This is a genomic window from Streptomyces violaceusniger Tu 4113, from assembly GCF_000147815.2.
Lineage (GTDB): Bacteria > Actinomycetota > Actinomycetes > Streptomycetales > Streptomycetaceae > Streptomyces > Streptomyces violaceusniger_A.
The window spans coordinates 5,383,600-5,403,309 of the sequence record NC_015957.1 but is presented as its reverse complement, the minus strand read 5'-3'; the positions used below and the strand labels follow the sequence as shown (position 1 = coordinate 5,403,309).

Annotated in this window: 18 protein-coding genes; 11 read left to right on the top strand and 7 right to left on the bottom strand. The window is 69.8% G+C overall.

The genetic code is table 11. The features are described from left to right. Positions 1-13: 13 nt before the first annotated feature. The 6 genes from STRVI_RS22325 to STRVI_RS22300 are packed head-to-tail and all read left to right on the top strand — an operon-like array spanning position 14 to position 6,076. Entirely contained in the window at positions 14-964 is a 951-nt protein-coding gene (locus STRVI_RS22325) for an ABC transporter permease (RefSeq protein ID WP_014057900.1), read from the top strand. Continuing rightward, on the top strand, positions 961-1,839 hold the full coding sequence (locus STRVI_RS22320; RefSeq protein WP_014057899.1) for an ABC transporter permease: 879 nt from the start codon (positions 961-963) through the stop codon (positions 1,837-1,839). The genes STRVI_RS22325 and STRVI_RS22320 overlap by 4 nt, the downstream gene beginning before the upstream one ends. Then, positions 1,836-2,912: an ABC transporter ATP-binding protein gene (locus STRVI_RS22315; RefSeq protein WP_014057898.1), complete on the top strand. Its 1,077-nt coding sequence runs from the start codon at positions 1,836-1,838 to the stop codon at positions 2,910-2,912. Before STRVI_RS22320 ends, STRVI_RS22315 begins: the two co-directional genes overlap by 4 nt. Next, positions 2,905-3,786, top strand: coding sequence for an ATP-binding cassette domain-containing protein (locus STRVI_RS22310; protein WP_014057897.1), 882 nt, complete (start codon positions 2,905-2,907; stop codon positions 3,784-3,786). Before STRVI_RS22315 ends, STRVI_RS22310 begins: the two co-directional genes overlap by 8 nt. Beyond that, a complete protein-coding gene (locus tag STRVI_RS22305; protein ID WP_014057896.1) occupies positions 3,783-5,273 on the top strand; it encodes an aldehyde dehydrogenase family protein in 1,491 nt (496 codons plus the stop codon). Before STRVI_RS22310 ends, STRVI_RS22305 begins: the two co-directional genes overlap by 4 nt. 5 nt (positions 5,274-5,278) lie before the next feature. After that, on the top strand, positions 5,279-6,076 hold the full coding sequence (locus STRVI_RS22300; protein WP_014057895.1) for an SDR family NAD(P)-dependent oxidoreductase: 798 nt from the start codon (positions 5,279-5,281) through the stop codon (positions 6,074-6,076). A gap of 63 nt (positions 6,077-6,139) precedes the next feature. Here STRVI_RS22300 and STRVI_RS22295 read toward each other — a convergent pair whose 3' ends face one another. After that, the gene (locus tag STRVI_RS22295) at positions 6,140-8,407 is read right to left on the bottom strand and encodes an arylsulfatase (protein ID WP_014057894.1); all 2,268 of its coding nucleotides are present in this window, start codon (positions 8,405-8,407) and stop codon (positions 6,140-6,142) included. Positions 8,408-8,455: 48 nt separating this feature from the next. Beyond that, positions 8,456-9,436 (bottom strand): formylglycine-generating enzyme family protein, encoded by a 981-nt coding sequence (locus tag STRVI_RS22290; protein WP_014057893.1) that lies wholly within the window; start codon positions 9,434-9,436, stop codon positions 8,456-8,458. A 206-nt stretch (positions 9,437-9,642) separates the two neighbouring features. On the opposite strand from STRVI_RS22290, the gene STRVI_RS22285 reads away from it, so the two are divergent. Beyond that, entirely contained in the window at positions 9,643-10,401 is a 759-nt protein-coding gene (locus tag STRVI_RS22285; protein ID WP_014057892.1) for a FadR/GntR family transcriptional regulator, read from the top strand. Positions 10,402-10,432: 31 nt separating this feature from the next. Here STRVI_RS22285 and STRVI_RS22280 read toward each other — a convergent pair whose 3' ends face one another. Then, positions 10,433-12,733, bottom strand: coding sequence for a polyprenyl synthetase family protein (locus STRVI_RS22280; protein WP_014057891.1), 2,301 nt, complete (start codon positions 12,731-12,733; stop codon positions 10,433-10,435). Positions 12,734-12,886: 153 nt separating this feature from the next. Between STRVI_RS22280 and STRVI_RS22275 the strand changes: the two genes are divergently transcribed. Together STRVI_RS22275 and STRVI_RS22270 are read left to right on the top strand one after the other, a co-directional pair. Then, positions 12,887-13,495 (top strand): ABC transporter ATP-binding protein, encoded by a 609-nt coding sequence (locus STRVI_RS22275; protein WP_014057890.1) that lies wholly within the window; start codon positions 12,887-12,889, stop codon positions 13,493-13,495. Then, complete coding sequence (locus STRVI_RS22270; RefSeq protein WP_014057889.1) at positions 13,492-14,427, top strand: hypothetical protein; 936 nt, start codon at positions 13,492-13,494, stop codon at positions 14,425-14,427. Before STRVI_RS22275 ends, STRVI_RS22270 begins: the two co-directional genes overlap by 4 nt. Positions 14,428-14,467: 40 nt before the next feature. Here the strand turns inward: STRVI_RS22270 and STRVI_RS22265 are convergent, their stop codons facing one another. Then, positions 14,468-15,229, bottom strand: a complete 762-nt coding sequence (locus tag STRVI_RS22265; RefSeq protein ID WP_014057888.1) for a pirin family protein — start codon at positions 15,227-15,229, stop codon at positions 14,468-14,470. A 240-nt stretch (positions 15,230-15,469) separates the two neighbouring features. Here STRVI_RS22265 and wrbA point away from each other — a divergent pair, with 240 nt between their 5' ends. Together wrbA and STRVI_RS22255 are read left to right on the top strand one after the other, a co-directional pair. Further along, a complete protein-coding gene (gene wrbA, locus STRVI_RS22260; RefSeq protein ID WP_043239479.1) occupies positions 15,470-16,090 on the top strand; it encodes an NAD(P)H:quinone oxidoreductase in 621 nt (206 codons plus the stop codon). Positions 16,091-16,284: 194 nt separating this feature from the next. Continuing rightward, the gene (locus STRVI_RS22255; protein WP_043236332.1) at positions 16,285-16,488 is read left to right on the top strand and encodes a hypothetical protein; all 204 of its coding nucleotides are present in this window, start codon (positions 16,285-16,287) and stop codon (positions 16,486-16,488) included. A 128-nt stretch (positions 16,489-16,616) separates the two neighbouring features. Here STRVI_RS22255 and STRVI_RS22250 read toward each other — a convergent pair whose 3' ends face one another. The 3 genes from STRVI_RS22250 to STRVI_RS22240 are packed head-to-tail and all read right to left on the bottom strand — an operon-like array spanning position 16,617 to position 19,707. Next, positions 16,617-18,086, bottom strand: coding sequence for a dihydroorotase (locus STRVI_RS22250; protein ID WP_014057886.1), 1,470 nt, complete (start codon positions 18,084-18,086; stop codon positions 16,617-16,619). Between the two features lie 32 nt (positions 18,087-18,118). Continuing rightward, positions 18,119-18,928 (bottom strand): ABC transporter permease, encoded by an 810-nt coding sequence (locus STRVI_RS22245; RefSeq protein WP_014057885.1) that lies wholly within the window; start codon positions 18,926-18,928, stop codon positions 18,119-18,121. Then, complete coding sequence (locus STRVI_RS22240) at positions 18,925-19,707, bottom strand: ABC transporter ATP-binding protein (RefSeq protein WP_014057884.1); 783 nt, start codon at positions 19,705-19,707, stop codon at positions 18,925-18,927. Before STRVI_RS22240 ends, STRVI_RS22245 begins: the two co-directional genes overlap by 4 nt. Positions 19,708-19,710: the final 3 nt, after the last annotated feature.

Here is a 19,710-nt window from a genome sequence, read left to right as displayed (position 1 = left end):
GCGGCCTCAACCCATGATCGTCCGTCTGGCGCAGCGGATCGCGATCCTCCTGGCCAGCCTTGCCGTGAGCTCCGTCCTGGTGTTCGCGTTCATGGCGGTCCTGCCCGGGGATCCGGCGCGCGTCGTACTCGGCACCAGCGCCTCGGACACCGCGGTGGCGCAACTGCGCGAGCAGTTCGGGCTCAACCGGCCGCTCGTGGAGCAGTACCTGAGCTGGATCCACGGACTGGTGACCTTCGACCCGGGCAACTCCTACATCTCACACGCGCCGATCGGCCCGCAGATCTCCGACCGCCTCCAGGTCACCCTGTGGCTCGTCGGCACCGGGATGGTGATCGCCTGCATCGTGGCCATCCCCATGGGCATGGTCATGGCCGTGCGGCACCGCAGGCCGTCCGGGCTCATCCTCTCGGCCCTGTCCCAGATCGGCGTGGCCGTCCCGGCCTTCCTCGCGGGCATCCTCCTGATCACCGTGTTCGCGGTGGGGCTCGGGTGGCTGCCGGCGAACGGCTGGACACCCCCGGTCGAGGATCCGGTCCTGTTCCTCAAACAGTTGGTGCTGCCCGCGCTGTCCCTCGGCGTGGTGCAGGGGGCAGTGCTCACCCGCTATGTCCGCAGCGCCGTGCTCGATGTCCTCAGGGAGGACTATCTGCGCACCGCTCGCGCCAAGGGACTCCGTCCGACACAGGCGCTGCTGCGGCACGGCCTGCGGAACGCGGCGGTGCCCGTGGTCACCGTCCTGGCGCTGCAACTCGCCACGCTGCTGGTGGGCGCCGTCGTCATCGAACGGGTCTTCGTCATCCCCGGGCTCGGGAGCCTGCTGCTGGACAGCGTCTCCAACCGCGACCTCATCCTGGTGCAGGACGTGGTCATGATCATCGCAACGGCGGTGCTGCTCGTGAACTTCCTGGTGGACATCATCTATCTGCTGATCGACCCGCGGCTGAGGGTGGGTGCGTCATGAGTGCTCCGAACACCGAAGCCGCGGTCGCGTCCGCGGCGCCCGAGGGCCGCCGGCGGCGCCTCCCGGTGCCGGGCAGCCTCCTGGTGGGCGCTCTCATCGTCGTGGCCGTACTCGGCATGGCGCTGCTGTCCTTCGTGTGGACCCCGCACGACCCGACCCTGGTGAACCCCGCGGCGCGGCTGGAGACGCCGTCGTCGGAGTACTGGTTCGGCACGGACAAATTCGGCCGCGACGTGTTCAGCCAGATCATGATGGGCTCGCGCACCACACTCTTCGTCGGCTTCGTGGCGGTGGGGGTCGCCGCCCTGGTCGGAGTGCCCCTCGGCATCGTCGCCGGAATGGCGCCCGGCTGGTTCGGCGAGCTGCTCATGCGCGGCAACGATCTGATTCTCGCCTTCCCGGCGCTCCTGCTGACCATCATGTTCTCCGCCGTGTACGGCGCCGGCACGCTGGTCGCGATGATCGCCATCGGCATCGCGTCCATCCCCCATTTCGCCCGGCTGATCCGCGGCGGCACGCTGCAGGTCATGCGGACCGAATACGTCATCGCCGCGCGCGCGGCGGGCCGCGGGCCGTTCGCGATCGCCGTGCGGCATGTCCTGCCCAATGTCAGCGGTCTCGTCATCGTGCAGGCGTCGGTCGGATTCGCCATCGCCGTACTCGCCGAAGCCGCGCTGTCCTTCCTGGGCTTCGGAACCCCGCCCCCCACACCGTCCTGGGGCCGGATGCTGCAGGAGAGCCAGGAGATGCTGTCGATCGCTCCCCGGCTCGCCGTGTTCCCGGGCATCGCGATCGCGGTGGCGGTGCTCGGGTTCAATCTGCTCGGTGACGGCCTGCGCGACCGCTTCGACCCCAAGATGGAGGACCGCCGATGAATCCGGCACCTGATACGGCACCGGCCTCCGCAGCGGGCTCCGCCGACTCTCCCGACTCTCCCGACGACGTACTGACCGTGCGGAACCTGGACGTCGCGGTGGGCGGCCGCAAGCTCGTCGAAGACGTCGACTTCACCATCCGGGCAGGCGAACGGGTCGGCCTGATCGGCGAGTCGGGGTCGGGCAAGTCGCTGACCGCGCTGAGCGTCATGGGCCTGCTTCCCGAGGAGCTCCGGGCCACGGGTTCGGTGCGGCTCGCCGGAGTCGGCCACGACCTGGTGGGGGCCGACGAGGCGCGGATGTCCCGGGTGCGGGGCAAGGAGATCGCCATGGTCTTCCAGGAGCCCATGACCGCTCTGAACCCCACGATGAAGATCGGGCGGCAGATCGCCGAGGTACTGCTGATCCACCGGACCAGGCCCGACCGCGCGTCCGCTCGCGCCGCCGCCGTGGAACTCCTCGCCCAGGTGGGACTTCCCGACCCCGCGGTCGCCGCCGACGCCTACCCGCACCAGTTCTCCGGAGGCCAGCGGCAGCGCGTGGTGCTGGCCATCGCCCTCGCGAACGACCCCGCGCTGCTGGTCTGCGACGAACCCACCACCGCGCTCGACGTCACGGTGCAGGCACGGGTGCTCGACCTGATCGTGCGGGGCGTAGAGGACCGCAGGTCGGCCATGCTCTTCATCACCCACGACCTGGCCGTGGTGGCCACCGCCTGTGAGCGGGTCATGGTGATGTACGGCGGGCGGGTGGTCGAGTCCGGCCCGGTCCGGGAGGTGTTCACCCGCCCCCGGCACCGCTACACCCAGGGCCTGATCGGCGCCTCGGACCTGACCGTGGTCGACGACCGCGGCCGGCTGGTCACCATCGGCGGGTCGGTTCCGCCCGCGGGACAGTTCCCCGCCGGATGCGTCTTCAGGAACAGATGCGCCCAGGCGACCGAGGTGTGCGCCACCCGGCCGGAATGGGTCGCGACCGGGCCGGAATCCGGCTACGCCTGCTTCCACCCGGTGTCCGAGAGCGGCGCACCCGGGACCGGCACCCCGACGAACCAGGAGGCCGGCCGTGGCTGAGCAGCCGACCAGCGCCCCCCTCGCCCCCGGGCCGCGGACCGGCCCGGCGGATGCCATCAGCGTCCGCGACGTCACCCGCGACTACCGGCGGCCTCGTACCTCGCTGCGCCACCCCAGCCCGCCGGTGCACGCGCTGCGCGGCGTCAGCTTCGCCGTCCCCGCGGGGCAACGGTTCGGCATCGTGGGCGAGTCGGGGTGCGGCAAGTCGACCCTGCTGCGGATCCTGGCCGGGCTCGACCGCCCCACCAGCGGCAGCGTCGCGATCGACGGCCGGGACATCACCGGGCTCCGGGAGAGACAGCTCCGGTTCGTCCGCGAGCGGCTCCAGCTCGTGTTCCAGGACCCGATGAGTTCGCTGGACCCGCGTATGCGCGTCGGCGACATCGTGGCCGAGCCGCTCGTCGCGCAGGGGAGCGGGAACCGCCGGGAGCGGGTGGCCGAGTTGCTCGAGGCCGTCGGCCTGCGAGCCGACGCGGCGGACCGGTATCCGCACCAGTTCTCCGGCGGCCAGCGGCAGCGCATCTCGATCGCGCGCGCTCTGGCCCCCCGTCCGAAGATCATCGTGGCCGATGAGCCGGTGAGCGCCCTGGACGTGTCCGTACGGGCCCAGGTCCTCAACCTCATCGCCGACCTCGTCGACGAGTTGAACCTCACGCTGGTCTTCGTCTCCCACGACCTGTCCGTGGTCCGCCATGTGTGCGACCGGGTCGCGGTCATGCACAACGGGCAGATCGTGGAGACCGGGGCCACCGAGCAGGTGTACGAGGATCCGCAACATTCCTACACACGCAGGCTGATCTCCGCCGTTCCGACTCTGGGCAAGGCACTGTCCGGAGCGTCGGCCGCCGACCTCAACCGGGAGTACCAACCGTGACGACCCACGCCGAACCCGCCGGCGAAAGCCCCGTGGCGAAGGAGTTTCCCGAGGGTCTTCCCATCGGCGACACCTGGGTGGAGGCACCCGCCACCGAGGACGTCCGTTTCCCCTACGACGGGACGCTCGTCGCACGGGCGCCGATCGGGGACACCGCCCTCGCCCGCCACGCCCTCGACGCGGCCCTCGCGGTCCGCGAGCGCGTCGGCCGGCTCCCCTCGCACGTACGCAGGACGGCGCTGCTCGCGACGCACGAGGCGCTCGCCTCCCGGCGCGCGGACTTCGAGCGGCTCCTCGTCCTGGAGAACGGCAAGCCGCTGGTCGACTGCCGGGTCGAGGTCGACCGCACCCTGCTGACCCTCCTGACGGCGGCCGAGGAAGTGGCCCGGCTGCACGGGGAGACGGTGCCGCTGGACCTGCTGCCGTCGGGGGAGGGGCTGCTCGGCTTCTGGACCCGCAAGCCGATTGGCGTGGTGGTGGGCATCGCGGGCTTCAACTACCCGCTGCTGCTCGCCGCGCACAAGATCGCGCCGGCGCTGGCCGCCGGCTGCCCCATCATCGCCAAGCCCGCCCCGCAGACCCCGCTGGCCACCCTGTGGCTGGTGCACCTCCTCCGTGAGGCCCTGCGCGCCGGCGGCGCACCACAGGCCGCGGTGCAACTGGTGACCGGGGGCCCCGAGGTAGGTGTCGCGCTGACCACCGACCGCCGGATCGGAGCGGTGTCCTTCACCGGTTCCGCCGCCGTCGGCCACCAGATCGCCCGGGACGCGGCACCCACCAAGGTGCTGCTCGAACTCGGCTCCAACGCCGCCCTGGTGGTGGCCGCCGACGCCGACCTCGACGCCGCCGCCGACGCGGTGGTGCGCGGCGGGTACTACGCGTCGGGCCAGGCGTGCATCAGCGTGCAGCGGGTCATCGTGGTGGACTCCGTGCGGAAGGAGTTCGTGGCCCGCCTGACGGAGCGAGTGGCCCAGGTGGCCGTGGGCGACCCCCGCGATCCGCAGACGCGCGTCTCGGCACTCATCGACAAGCGGTCGACCGAGCGGGTGCGCGCGTGGCTGGCCGAGGCGGTGGAGGCGGGGGCGTCGCTGGTGGCCGGAGGATCGGTCACCGATGGTGTGATCGAGCCCGCCGTTCTGCTCGATGTGGACCGCGCCCTCGCCGTCTGGGACGAGGAAGTGTTCGGCCCCGTGGTCGCCGTACGGTCCGTCCCCGATCTGGAGACCGCCTTCGACCTGGTCAACGACTCGCGTTACGGACTGCACGCGAGCGTCTACACCAGCGCCCTGGACACCGCGTTCGCCGCTCTGGACCGCCTGGAGGTGGGCGGAGTGGTCGTCAACGAGGTTCCCGGTTTCCGTTCCGACGTCATGCCGTACGGCGGTGTGAAGGACTCCGGGGCCGGACGGGAGGGCCCGAGGTTCGCCATCGAAGAGCTCACCGTGACCCGTATGGCAGTCATCCGCCCGACGACGAAGAAGCCGTGAGGACCATGCAGGAGAACGACCGCACCGATGCGGTGAACAGCTACTCCCGTCTGTTCCGGCTCGACGGCCGCAGGGCCGTCGTGGTGGGCGCCGGCAGCGGCATCGGCCGCGAGAGCGCCCTGGCGCTCGCCGCGCACGGCGCCACCGTGGTGTGCGCCGACCGTGACCTGAAGGCCGCCGAGGAGACGGCGTCGATGGGCCAGGAGACGTCGGCGTACGCCCTCGACGTGCTCGACGGCGAGGCGGTCGCGCGTGCCGCCGAGGAGCTCGGCGGCGTCGACGTCCTCGTCTTCACCGCCGCGACGAACGTGCGCAAGCACCTGCTCGACTACACGTCGGACGAGTTCGACCGGGTCGTGGGGCTCAATCTGCGCGCCTCCTTCGACCTGGTGCGGGCCTTCGGCCGCGGCATGGCCGAACGTGGCCGCGGGAGCATCATCGGCTTCAGCTCGATCCGTTCGGTGGCCGTCGAGCCGGGCCAGGGCGTGTACGCGGCCACGAAGGCCGGCCTCGTCCAGATGCTGCGCACCGCGGCGGCCGAGCTGGGCCCGTCGGGCGTGCGGGTCAACGCCGTCGCTCCGGGCGTCGTCGACACACCGCTGACCGCGCAGATCAGGGCCGTACCGGAGTGGTCGGAGGCCTACGCGTCCAAGAGTGCCCTGGGCCGCTGGTCCCGGCCCGACGAACTGGCGGGCGCCGTGGTCTATTTGGCGTCGGACGCGTCGTCCTTCGTGACGGGCAGCCAGCTCTTCGTGGACGGAGGCTGGACGGCGATCGACGGACGTTATACGCCGCCCAGCTGACCCGGCAAAGACACGAGGGCCCGCCACCGTTCCTTCCGGCGGCGGGCCCTCGCGCGGGAGCGCTCAGTCGACGCGCTCGAAGGGCTCCGTGCCCTCTTCGTCCGGCGCGACGTCGAAGACGACCCTGTCGAGCTTGCCGGCGAACGCGAACTCACCGTCGTAGCTGGGCGAGGAGGGCGACAGGGTGTCCCGGCCGACGTCGAGGCCCTGCCATCCGAAGAAGTGCGGCAGGACCTGCGGCAGGTCCGTCTTACCGGCCGGCATTCCGGACACGTACAGACGACCGACGCCCCGCACGTCACCGGTCTTGATGAAATCGAAGGTCAACTCGGCCGGGCCGAGAGGGAGTTCGTCCTGCGACGTCACCGTGTAGCGGGTGCCGAGGAAGTTGTACTCGTAGACGAGCCGGTTGTCCTTGACGTACAGGACGTAGCCGCTGCTGATGTTGCCCAGGGACACCAGAACGCCCTCGTCCGACGCGGCGGCCCGGTCGACGAACGCGGTGATGCGGTGGGCGCGGTTCATCACCGGTGGCACCGCGGCGCCGGGCAGATGCGCCATGCCCGGGTAGTACGTGAAGGTGGTGCGCCTGCGCGGCGACCCGGGGCGCGGGATCTTCGCGCGGAGGGCGAAGCCGTTGTCGTCCAGCGGCAGCACATCGTATTTCCCGGCCTCCACCCAGAAGCGCGCGACCATCTTCTGCAGTTGCTCGGGCTGCGTCTCCGCCAGGTCGTTGCACTCCGAGAAGTCGGTGTCGTGGTGGTAGAGCTCCCACTGGTCGTCGTCGAACGACGACCCCCGCTGATGGAAGGAGACAGCCTTCCAGCCGTCGTGCCAGATCGCGCGGTGCCCGAACATCTCGAAGTACTGGGCCTCCTTGCGTGTCGGCGCGGTCGGCGCGTCCAACGTGTAGGCCATGCTCGTGCCGTGGATCGGCATCTGCGGGATGCCGTGGTAGACCTCGGGCGCCTGCAGATCGAGCAGTTCGAAGAGGGTCGGCATGATGTCGCTGACATGGTGGAATTGCTGCCGGTTCTCGTCGGTGCGCGACAGCCCGCGGGGCCAGTTCACGATGAGCGGGCAGCGGACGCCACCCTCGTGGGTGTTCTGCTTGTAGCGCTTGAACGGTGTGTTGCCCGCCTGCGCCCAGCCCCAGGGGTAGTTGGCGTGCGCCCGCGTGGTGCCGATCTCGTCGATCCGCGCGAGCATCTCGTCGAAGTCCTCGGAGAGGCCGTTCTGGAACGCGGTGGGGTTGAGGGACCCCTTCTGCCCGCCTTCCTGGCTGGCCCCGTTGTCCGAGAGCAGGATGGTGATGGTGTTCTCCAACTGCCCTATCCGCTCCAGGAATTCCATGAACCGGCCGATGTGGTGGTCGGTGTGGTCGAGCATCGCCGCGTAGGCCTCCTGGAGGCGCACGGACAGCTTCTGCTCGTCGTCCGACAGCTCGTCGAAGGGCTCGACTCCGGGGTTGCGCGGGGCCAGTTCGGTGCCGGGCGGCAGGATGCCCCGTTCGATCTGGCGGGCGTGCCGGGTCTCGCGCTCGACGTCCCAGCCGTGGTCGAACCGGCCCCGGTATTTCTCCAGGTATTCCTGTGGCGCCTGGTGCGGGGCATGCGCCGCACCGAAGGCCATGTACATGAAGAAGGGCTTCTCGGGAGTGACCGACGTCTGGTCCGTGACGAATTCGATCGCCCGGTCCACCAGGTCCTCACTGAGGTGATAGCCCTCTTCCGGGGTCTTCGGCGGCGCCACGGCGTGGTTGTCGTAGAACAGCTCCGGATAGAAGCTGTCCGTCTCGGCTTCCAGGAATCCGTAGTAGCGCTCGAACCCACGGGAGAGCGGCCACTGGGTGTACGGCCCGGACGCGGTGGTCTGCTCCATCGGCGCCAGATGCCACTTGCCCACGGCCATGGTGTTGAAGCCGTTGTCGCGCAGCACCTCGGGCAGCATCGCGGCGGCCTGGGTGACCCGTCCGCGGCCGCTGGGGAAGCCGGTGTCGAAGTTGGACAGCATCCGCATGCCCACCGAGTGGTGGTTCCGGCCGGTCAGCAGGGAGGCCCGGGTCGGCGAACACAGCGTGGTGGTATGGAAGTTGGTGTAGCGCAGGCCGCCGGTGGCGAGGGCGTCCATGGCCGGGGTCTCGATGTCCGAGCCGAAACAGCCGAGGTCGGAGAAGCCGACGTCGTCGAGCACGATGACCACGACATTGGGCGTGTCCTCGGGCGGCGCCGGCTGCTCGGGCCACCACGGAGTCGACTCCTCGTAGGTCGTGCCGATCTTGCCTTGGAAAGTGCCGCTCGCGGACGGCGGATGCGGAGAGGCGTTGGTCATCCAGGACGCTCCTTTGCATGGACATGGGTGCGTTGTGCCGGCGGTCCGTCAGCGCGACGGGGGCAGGTCCGCCGCACAGCGGAACCCCATGTGCCCGGTGCTGCTGTCAGGTGTGTTGGAGGTGCGCGCGGCGACGCGGTAGCGGTTGCAGTACGACGCGTGGCACAGGTAGGACCCCCCGCGGATCACCTTCGCCTCCCCGGCGGGAGGTCCGGCCGGGTCCTGGCGGGTCTCCGGACGGTCGGCCGCGTGCCAGGTGGTGCTCCACCAGTCGGAGCACCATTCCCACACATTGCCCGATGTGTTGTACAGGCCGAAGTTGTTGGCCCGGTAGGACTTGACCGGCGCGGTTCCCAGATACCCATCCTCACCTGTGTTGACCTGCGGGAACTCCCCCTGCCAGATATTGCAGCGGTGCTGCCCCCGGGGCAGGAGCTCATTCCCCCACGGGAAGCGGGCGCGTTCCAGACCGCCACGCGCCGCCATCTCCCACTCCGCCTCCGTGGGCAGGCGCTTGCCCGCCCATGTCGCGTAGGCGGACGCGTCACGCCAGGAGACATGGACGACAGGGTGGTTCGACAGATCGGTCCATGACGACCCCGGCCCGTAGGGGGCCCGCCAGCACGCCCCGTCCACCGCGAGCCACCAGGGTGCCTGTGCCACCGTGCCGTCGCGCACCAGGTGCCGGGCGTCGGGGTGGACGAGTGCGTAGAACACGAAGGACCAGCCGTAGCGCTCGGCGTCGGTACGGTAGCCGCTGCTGCGCACGAACGTCGCGAACTGCCTGTTGGTGACAGCGGTCGCGTCGATCAGGAACGGCGACAGCCGCACCGCCCGGACCGGGCCTTCACCGTCCTCGGGAAACGCGTCGGCGTCATCGCCTCCCATCAGATACGTCCCCGCGGGGATGCGCAGCATGGCGCGCAGCCCCTGCGCCCGGTCCCGATCCGAGGCCCGGAGCCGCACGGCGGACGACTCGGGGATCTCCCGGTCGCCCCCTGATGTGGGGACGCAACAGGCTCCTGACATCGCTCCTCCAACCGTGGCCGCTGTTCCTCGCCCGTCTCAAGGTCTCCTGAGGTAACTGGTCTGGCCAGCATCATATTCTGGCTAGTTGAAAGAGTGTGTTTCGGTCCGAATACTGTTGTCAAGGGATTCATCGAGCCGCGGGGACGGCACGTAGAGCGGTACGTTCGGCTACCCGTAGCGGAACGAACCGGCCAGAAAGGTGGATCGTGTCAGAAGAGCAGTACTTCCAACCGGTGCGTCCGACCCGTGCCTACGAGGCGGTCGTCGAGCAGGTGGAGGAGACGCTCGCGCGCGGCGCCCTGCGCCCCGGCGACCGGCTGCCGAGCGAACGGGACCTGATGAGCCAGTTCTCGGTGAGCCGTTCCACCGTGCGCGAGGCGCTGCGGGTGCTGGAGAGCGCGGGCCTGATCCGCTCACGACCGGGCGATCCGCGCGGCGCCGAGGTGCTGCCGTACTCCACGAAGAACCTGCGCAAGCCGCTTGAACGGCTCGCCAGAAGGGACGGTATTTCGCTGAGCGAACTGATCCAGTTCCGCATGATCCTGGAGGGCTCGGCCAACCGGCTTGCGGCCCGGCTGCGCACCGACGAGCAGGTGGCGGCCCTCGAGGCCGCGCTGGAGCGGATGCGGGAGGCGATCGACGAAGGGTATGCGGCCTTCAGCGCCGCGGATGTCACCTTCCACGATGTGGTGGCGCAGGCCAGCGGGAACAATCTGATCCAGGTCTGCAGTGAGGTGGTGCGTGGCGCGGTCCTCGCGCTCATCGAGGACAAGCTGCAGCGGGCACCCGACAGCGTCGCGCTGATGCGCAAGTCCGTGGCCCACCACGCCGAGGTTTTCGAGGCGGTGCGCCACGCGGACCTCATCCAGGCCGACCGGCTCGCGCGCTGCAACCTCTATGAGTACTACGCCTCCTATGTGACCGAGGAGAGCAAACCCATGCTTCAGGCACTCATCGAGGAGTAGCCGCACCACCGGTTCGCGGCCTGCTCCGCGCTCATCGAAGGGCCGTTGTCCGGGGGATGTGGTCGGTTTCGCGTTGGGCGGCGTACCAGCCCAGCGCCCGCACCATGGCCTTGTGCGGGGTCGGCGGGAGCAGGGGGGCGAGAGCGTCCCAGGTCCTGTCGACGAGTTCGCGGGCCTCGGCCATGCACGCGTCGAGGGCTCCGCTGCGCATCAGCAGGTCGGACGCCTGGAGCGCACCGCTGTCGGAGCACTGCCGGAGGGCGTCGCGCAGGCGTTGGCGGTCGGCGGCGTCGAGGAGGCGGATGGCGTGGGCCACGGGGTAGGTGACCTCGCCGTTGTGGAGGTCTTCGGCGGGTGAGCGGGTGGTGATGCCCTGCCGGTGTTCGTCGGGGGTGCACTGCCCGTACAGGTCGAAGACGTCGTCGGTGATCTGGTAGGCGATTCCGACGGCCTCGAAGTACGCGCAGATCGCGTCGAGCTGTGTCTCGTCGGCGCCGCCGAGGATCGCGGAGACCTCGGCGGTGCTGCGGACGAGCATGCCCGTCTTGAGCCGGTGGGCGGCGCGGATCTGATCGAGGAGGGGGCGGGCGTCACCGGTGGCCACGGCTTGGTCGAATGCGGTGTGGTGCCCGGCGAGGTCGAGGGCCTGACCGGCGTGGGCGGCGCGCAGGTCTCGCAGATAAAGGCGGTAGATGCGCAGCATGGTGCCGTCGTCGGCCTGCGGGACGCGCTGGATGAGGGCGTCGAAGGTGTAGTAGCCGAGGGTGCCCGCGGTGATCGCGGGAGCGGTGCCGAAGATCTCGTGGACGCTCGGGCGGCCGCGCCGGGTGGGCGAGTTGTCCTGGATGTCATCGATGACCAGCGCCGAGACATGAAGGAGTTCGGTGACCGCGGTCAGCGGCCGGTAGGGCTCGGGGTCGGCGCCGAGAAGGCAGAGGACGGCCGCGGCCACGTAGGGGCGCCAGGAGCGTCCGGGGTTGTCCAGCAGGTGCAGAACGGGAGCGGCGACCGCCTGGTGGAGGCGGATCCGGGCGGCGGTGTCCAGGTCCGTTCCGCCACTGGTGCCGGTGAGCAGACCCAGCGCGGTCTCGTCGGTGGCATCGCTGGAATAGAGTGCGGCCGTTTCCGCACGGGCGATGTCATGGGTGCGGCGCATGTAGTGCTCGATATCGCCGATGGTGTTGGTCGGGAGGGTCTGCAGAAATGCCGTCCCGGCCACGGACGTGGTTCCCATGACGCCGCGCACGGTGGCGGGGCTCTCCCAGAAGGCGCGTCCGACGATCAGAGTACGGACCTCGCCCTCCGTCGCCGGAGCGATCACCTCGACATCCAGGCCGAGATCGGGGACGCGCACGCGCACCGCGGTGGGGTAGGTGTTGAGGGTGGCCAGTGAGGTCCAATGGCGCACGGGCTGCCAGTCCACGTCGTGGTAGCCGACACTGCCGTCCGGGGCAACCGCCGTGGCGCGGGTGAATTCCAGCGTGGTGGCGCCCGTGGCGGGATCGGTGTTGCGCGCGTGAATGCAGCTGATCTCCCAGCCGTTGCCGAGCTGGATGCCGGCCCACTCCCAGGTGTGGTCCGGTGTTCCCGGGGTCCGCTCGACGTCGTAGTAGGTGCTGCCCCAGTCCTGCTCGAACCAGGCGTGCCCCTCCACCCGTCTTTGGGTGCCGTCCGCACGACGCAGGGTCCCGTCGACGTGCAGCCGGGGCACGAAGTACGACGTCATCGCGTCCGCGTCGGTCGGAAGCCGCCCCGGATAGCGCCCACGGGCGTCGAACTGCGGGACCGCCGCCTTGGCGGGAGTGAGGAGAAGCTCGAAGCGTTCCCTGTCCTGGAAGGCCAGGCGGTATCCGCCGTCCTCCGCACGGCGCAGCGCGGCCACGTCCCCGAAGGACATGTCCAGCGTTTCGGCCGACTCCACCACCGGCTCGGGCAGCAGCCGGTCGGGCAGCAGCGGGCCCTCGGCGAGGGCCTCCGCCAGCGCCTCGCGGACCCGGTGATCCTGCGCGGTGTCGCCGCGGAGCGCCTCGCGGACCGCGCGGTGCATGGTGGGCGTGAGCCAGGCGCCGTGGGAGACCCCTGCCGGGCCCGAGCACGTGGACACCACGCCGTACCCGGGACCGGCCGCGCGGTCCCGCACGTCGTGGTGTTTCAGTACGCTGATCATCCACGTGTACTCGTCGCCGCTCTCATCCCGCAGATGCCCGTTGAGATACCACCCTTCGGCACCGGCAGAAGGGTGTGGCAGGCCAATGGGCGCTGAGCCGGCGGAGTGCTGCGGTGCGGCCTGCGAAGGGCCCTGCGCCGAGGGACGGGACGCGGAGATGGTCATGCCGGAAACCTAGACGTCCGCACCCCGCTCACCGGGTGCTGTCGTAACGGGCCCACCTCATCGGATGACAACGCGGCCCGGATTTCGGGTCGTCACCGTGCCCTCGACGCCGCCCGCTCGTTATAGCGGAACGCCAAGGGGAGGAGGCCCTCGATGGAGGTGACCGGCGTGTACCACGATTACGGCCGGCGGGCGGTGCTGAGCGGTGTCGACCTGCGACTGCGCCCCGGTGTACTGGCCGGAATAGTCGGGGAGAACGGCGCGGGCAAGACGACCCTGCTGAGGATTCTGTCAGGCGAACTGGCCCCCGATCGCGGCACGGTCCGCCACTACGGCGGTTTCGGGTACTGCCCGCAGGCCGCCGTCCTCAACGACGCGCTCACCGTCCGCCAGCACCTGAAGTACTTCAAGGTCGCTTACGGCCTGAGTGACCTGGTGCGAGCCGAAGAGGTCATGGAGGCACTCCAGTTCAGCGAGTACGCCGACGAACGGGCCGGAGTCCTCAGCGGCGGAACCCGGCAGAAACTGAACCTCACCCTGGCCCTCATGCACAACCCGCGGACACTGCTGCTGGACGAGCCCTACCAGGGCTTCGACTGGGAGACCTACCAGCGGTTCTGGGACCTGGCCACCAGGCTGCGCGAGGACGGCCGATCGGTCCTCGTGGTCTCCCACCTGGCCTACGACGCCGAACGCCTCGACACCTTGTGGCGCCTGGACGGGGGCCGTCTCCACGGGCAGATCGCGGAGCCCACCGCATGACACCTCCCAGAGCCGTACGCCGCAACCGCACCCTTTTCGTGACCGCCGCCCGCTACGCGCTGATCGAGCACCTGCGCAACCGCTTCGCCATGGTCCTCATCGCCCTGTTCATCCCCGTGTGGACCGCGCTGGCGTTCTGGTCCGTACCCAGCACCCCCACCCGCTTCCGGCTGCGTGCCACCGGCCAGTTGCTCACCCCGCACGGCAACCAGCTCACCGAGATCACCGGCGCCCTCAACGCCGTCACCCTGATCGTCGGCTTCATGATGTTCGCTGCCTCTTTCGCGGGCGGCCACTTCGACCGCCGACTGGCCCTGGCCGGCTACCCCCGCGCCCACCTCGTCCTCGCCAAGCTCACCTCCTTGACGCTGGCCTCCGCCGCCGTGGCCGCCTACGCGACCATCCTCACCCGCATCTTCTGGGCACCCGAGCAGCCCACTCTGCTCGCCGCCGCTCTCTTTTGCGCCGGTATCACCTATGGCGCCCTGGGCGTCGCCTTCGGCTCACTGCTGCGCCGTGAAGTGGAGGGCATGTTCGCCATCGTGATGACCAGCGTGATCGACCTCGCCCTGCAAAATCCCCTCTACAGCTCCAGCTCCGACGGCAGCGTGGTGCGCTATCTGCCCTCCTACGGTGCGATGCAGGCCGCCACCGGCGCCGGGTTCTCCAGCACTCCACTTCCGAAGTACCTCGGCATCCAGGCCGGATGGTTCACCGCCGCCGCGCTCATCGCCCTCCTCGCCTTCCACTGCCGCACCCGCAACACCCTCGGCAAGAGCGGACGGCCGCGTGTCGTCCCGCCCCGCCACCCCGAAGCCGCACCGCGGACGGACGACGTCTCGGTCAGCGAGCCTTCCTCCCATCGCACCGGGCGGCCACCGTCACACGGATCGGACCCATCCACGGCAGGGGAGCAGGCACCGCCTCCATAGCGGCGGGCTCGCGGGGTGACGGAGGCCCGAGGGGCTGGGCTCAGGCCGTGGAGATGGCGGCGTTCATCTCCCACATAAGCACCTCGGCGCCGTCGGGGCCGCCGGTGACGCGCTGGCCCTCGGCGCCGGTGACGCGGACCGCGTCGCCGGTGGCCAGTGCTCCCGCGCCCTCCAGCTCGGCGCTGCCGCGCGCGATGAAGAGGTGGACGAAGGGAGCGGTGACGATCTCCAGGGTCTCGGCGGGGCGGATGCGGGCCACGTGCAGGGCGGCGTGCTTCTGCCGGATGCCGATCGCCCGCTGGTTGCTGTGCCCGGGCATGCCGGAGGCGAGAGTGGCCCAGCCGCCGAGAGCGAGTTCGTCGTTGATGTCGAGCTGCTCGTAGCCGGGCCGGATACCGGACTCGTCGGGGATGGTCCACATCTGGATGAAGTGGACGGGGTCATCGTGCTCGGGCTGGCCGGTAAGGGTCCAGGAGTCGTTCTTCTCGCTGTGCAGGATGCCGGTGCCGGCGCTCATCCGCTGGGCGAGGCCGGGGTAGATCACCCCGTTGTGCCCCTCGGAGTCCTGGTGGACGAGGCCGCCGTCGAGGACCCAGGTGATGATCTCCATGTCCTGGTGGGGGTGCGTCTCGAAACCGGTGCCGGGGGCGACGACGTCGTCGTTGGAGACCAGCAGGAGCCCGAAATGGGTGTTCTTGGGGTCCCAGTGGCGCGAGAAGGAGAAGGAGTGGTGGGAGTCGAGCCAGCCGGCTCGGGTGTGGAAACGCTCGTTGGCGCGCCGGATGTCGAGCAGGGAGGCCATGGTGGTGGTGTCCTTTCTGTCCGTGCGGCCGGGGGTGTCGACCCGGTGATGTAGTTGAACGTTATACAACATCGCGCGCCGAATCATTCCCGTTGCCGCCGGGGTGCTGGTTGCCCTCCATATGGTTTACGGTTCAACTAGTGCCCCGGTCGGCGGGCACGGACCACAAGGATGAGATCCGCCATGGGCATCTTCAGCCGCAATCGCACGAACGACTCGAACGGAACGGAGACCACAACCGTGAGCGACCCGATCAAGGTAGCCGTCGTCTACTACTCCTCCACTGGCACGATCGCCGAGATCAGCAAGCAGATAGCCCAGCAAGCGGAGAAGGCCGGTGCCCAGGTCCGCCTGCTCAAGGCGGCCGAACTGGCCCCGCAGGCCGCGATCGACTCCAACCCCGCCTGGGCCGCCAACGCCGCCGCCACCGCCGACATCCTCGACGCCACCCCGGATGACATCGAATGGGCCGACGCCGTGATCTTCGGTTCCCCCACCCGCTTCGGCAACATCGCCTCGCAGCTGAAGCAGTTCATCGACACGCTCGGCGGCCTGTGGGCCGAGGGCAAGCTCGCTGACAAGGTCTACAGCGGCTTCACCTCCTCCTCCACCACCCATGGCGGCCAGGAGTCCACCCTGCTCGCCCTGTACAACTCCTTCCATCACTTCGGCGGCATCATCGTCGCCCCCGGCTACACCGACCCCGCCAAGTTCGCCGACGGCAACCCGTACGGCACCTCCCACGTCGACGGACAGGGCAGCAACCCCGTCGGCCAGACCACCCGTGAGGCCGCCCGCGTCCAGGCCGAGCGCATCGTGCGCCTCACCACCGCCCTCAAGGCCGGCCTCGCCACCGCCTGAGCCCGCCACCCGGCGAACGCCACCCTGGGCCGGTCGGCCGTACGACGTCGTACGGCCGACCGGCCCAGGCACGCCCACACGCGGAATCCCCTCCCCATACAGGCCCCCAGCGAGGACGCGGCGACGGAACGGTTCCTGGAGTTCCAGGAGGCATGGGGCCGTAGGTCGTCCAGTCGGCGGCGAGTTGGTGGGTGATGGTGGAGAGGATCGGCGGGTACCGCTTCCCGGTTCTGCTGTCCACCGCCGGGGCAAGCGCACCGCTGTTCGCGGTGGCCGCCACCTGTGCCCTGGGCTTCCTGATCACCTTTGCCTTCCGGGTCGAGACGCGGGGCCGTTCCCTCGACGAGCTGTCCGGCGCCCAGGTGACCGGGGTAGCCCCTCGCGTCACCCCGCCATGAGCCGGCCCGCGCCCGGCCGGCCGTGGCCCGTTCGGCGGGGCACGTCCGGGGCCCGGTGGCTCGGGGGAGCCACCGGTGACAGCATCGTCACGGGCCCTCGACCATCAGAGATTCTCAACAGGCCAAGCTCAGGCGGTGCCGGTCGGACGGTGCAGGTAGGCGCCGACGGGTGGGCCGACGACCTTGCCCGCCTTAAGGATGTGGTGGCCCCTCAAGAAGGTGTCGGTGACCTGGGCGGTCAGCTCGAAGCCTTCGAAGGGGGTGTACTGCTGCGTCGATTCCGATTCGGCGGCGCGCACGGTCCAGGTTCGGCCCGGGTCGACCAGGGCGATGTCGGCGTCGAAGCCGGGGGCGAGGCTGCCCTTGGTGCGCAGTCCGTAGCGCCGGGCCGGGTTCCAGGAGGTCAGCGCGGCGATCCGGCCCAGTGGCAGGCCGCGTTTCGTTCCCTCGGTGAGCAGGCCGGGGAGGAGGTACTCGGCGCCGCCGAAGCCCGCCTTGGCGAGGAAGACGTCGTCCTCGGGCACGCCGAATTTCACCTCCTCGCGGCAGCACGCGTGGTCGCTGACGACCCAGTCGACGGTGCCGTCGAGCATGTACTCCCAGAGCGCCTCGACGTCGTCGCGGGGCCGCAGCGGCGGGTTGACCTTGCCGCCGAGGCCGTGTGCGGTGGTGATGTCGGCGAGCAGATGCCCGACGGTCACCTCACGGCGGAAGTCGATGTGCGGGAACGCCCGGCTCATCCGCACGGCCGCGTCGACCGCCTTGCGGGACGACAGGTGCAGCAGGTTGATCGTGGGCAGCCCGGTCTCGTGCGCCAGGTAGGAGGCGACGGCGACCGCGAGGCCCTCGGAGTGCTGCGGCCGGGAGGCGCTGTAGGCGGCGAGCCCGGTCAGGTCTCCCGCCTCCTCGACCAGCCTGGTGTACGCGGTCATGATCTCGGCGGTCTCGCAGTGCAGGGAGAGGGAGATCTCGTCGGCGAGGTCGGGGAACCGCTCGCGGGCGGCCTGCACCCCGCGCATGACGAACTCGAAGTGCGCGTAGTCGTACCGCTCGTCCTCGGGGAGCATCAGGAACGCGTTCTGGTCGGCCGACCTGCCGTGGAGGCCGTGGCTGCCGTAGAACATGAAGACCTTGAACGAGGTGACGCCGAACCGCTCGATCAGGTCGGGAATCTCGCCGATGTGAGCGCGCGAGATGGGCGCGAGGTGGAAGCCGTAGTCGACGTGGGCGCGGCCGGAAGCGGCGGCCAGCACCTCGGGGAAGAAGTCGGCGTACGCACCGGCCTTGTTGAGGTAGTAGCGGCCGGTCCGGGTGTAGGTCAGGGCGCTGGTGACGCCTCCCTGTGCGCACGCGCGGCTCTCGCTGGCCGCGTCCTCGGGCAGTGGGTGGTAGATCCCCCAATGCTGGTGGGCGTCGACGACACCGGGGAACGCCAGCCTGCCGTCGGCGTCGACCACCCGACGGGCGCCTTCCGTGGCGATGCCGGAGGCTACGGCGGCGATCCGGCCTCCGCTGACGGCGATGTCCGCAGGGCGCGCGTCATCGTGGTCGTGTGCGACGACACGGGCGTTCTTCACCACCAGGTCGTATCCGGTCATGCGGGCCTCCTTCCTCTGCTGTCCTCAGCTCGTCATGCGCCGATCACCCGGTTCTCCTCGGCCCAGAAGACGAGCCGCTTCTGGGCGAACCGGATGATGAAGTGGGCGATCAGCCCCAGTACGGAGAGCACCACCAGCACGGCGAACATCCCGGCGATATCGAAGTTGTAGTTGGTCTGCAGCAGGAGGTATCCCAGGCCCTCCTTCGCGCCGATGAACTCGCCGACGACGGCGCCGAGGATCGCGAAGACGATCCCGATGTCCAGGCCGGCGAAGAGGAAGGGGAGCGCGCTCGGCAGCCGCACCATCCGGAACACCTGGAACCTGCCGGCGCCGAACACCGTGAGCATCTGGATCCGGTCGGCGTCGGCCGAGCGCAGCCCCTCGATGACATTGATCAGCACGGGGAAGAACGAGATCACCGCCGCCATCACGACCTTGCTCGTCATGCCGAAGCCGAACCAGACGACGAACAGCGGCGCGAGCGCCACTTTGGGCACCGTCTGGAAGGCGACGACATACGGCATGAAGGTGCGCTCGATCAGCCGCACCTGGGAGATCGCGGTGCCCAGCACCAGCGCCGCCGCCACTCCGAGCAGAAAGCCGTACAGCGACTCCAGGACCGTCACCTTCAGATGTCCCCAGAACAACGGGTCCGCCAGCTGCGTGCGGAGGGCGTCGAAGATCTGCGAGGGGCGCGGCAGCACGTAATCGTCGATACCGAAGGCGGGGACCGCGAACTCCCAGGCCAGCATGGTGACGACGAAGACGGCGGGAGCGAGCAGCAGTTCGGGGCGCGCTCGCAGGTCCACGCGGAGCCGCCGCTTGCCGAGCCGCCTCATGAGTCGATCACCCAGGCGGCGTGGAAATGCCTGCGGATCCGCTCGACGAAGACCCCGGCGCGGTCCGAGGCCATCGCGCCGAGTGTGCGCGGGCGCTCGAGCTCGATGTCGACGATCTCGGCTATGCGGCCCGGGCGGGGGCTGAGCACCACGACCCGGTCGGAGAGGAAGACCGCCTCGGGGATGGAGTGGGTGACGAACACGATGGTCTGGCCGCTGTTCCGCCAGATCCTCAGCAACTCGACGTTCAACGACTCGCGGGTCAGGGCGTCGAGCGCGCCGAAGGGCTCGTCCATCAGCAGCACGGCCGGGTCGTGCACCAGGGCCCGGCAGATTCCGGCGCGCTGCTGCATCCCGCCGCTCAGCTCATGCGGATGTCTGCTCTCGAAGCCGTCGAGGCCGACCATGGCGAGCAGCCGCTCGGCCCGCTTCCGGTACACCGAGGCGTCGAGCTTCTGTACCTCCACGGGCACCATCACGTTCTGCAACACGGTGCGCCAGGGCAGGAGGGTCGGCGTCTGGAAGACCATGCCCACCTCGGGCAGCGGCCCCGTCACATCGCGACCGGCGACGCGGACCGCCCCCTGGCTCCTGGAGACGATCCCGGCGAGGATCGTGAGCAGGGTGGTCTTGCCGCACCCCGACGGGCCGACGACCGACAGGAACTCGCCGCGTCGGACCGTGAAGGTGACGTCCGAGAGCGCGTGGGTCGGCTCGGACCTGCGCGGCCGGTAGGTCTTGTGCAGTCCGGTGACCTCGATCCAGCGGTCTTCGTCCACGGT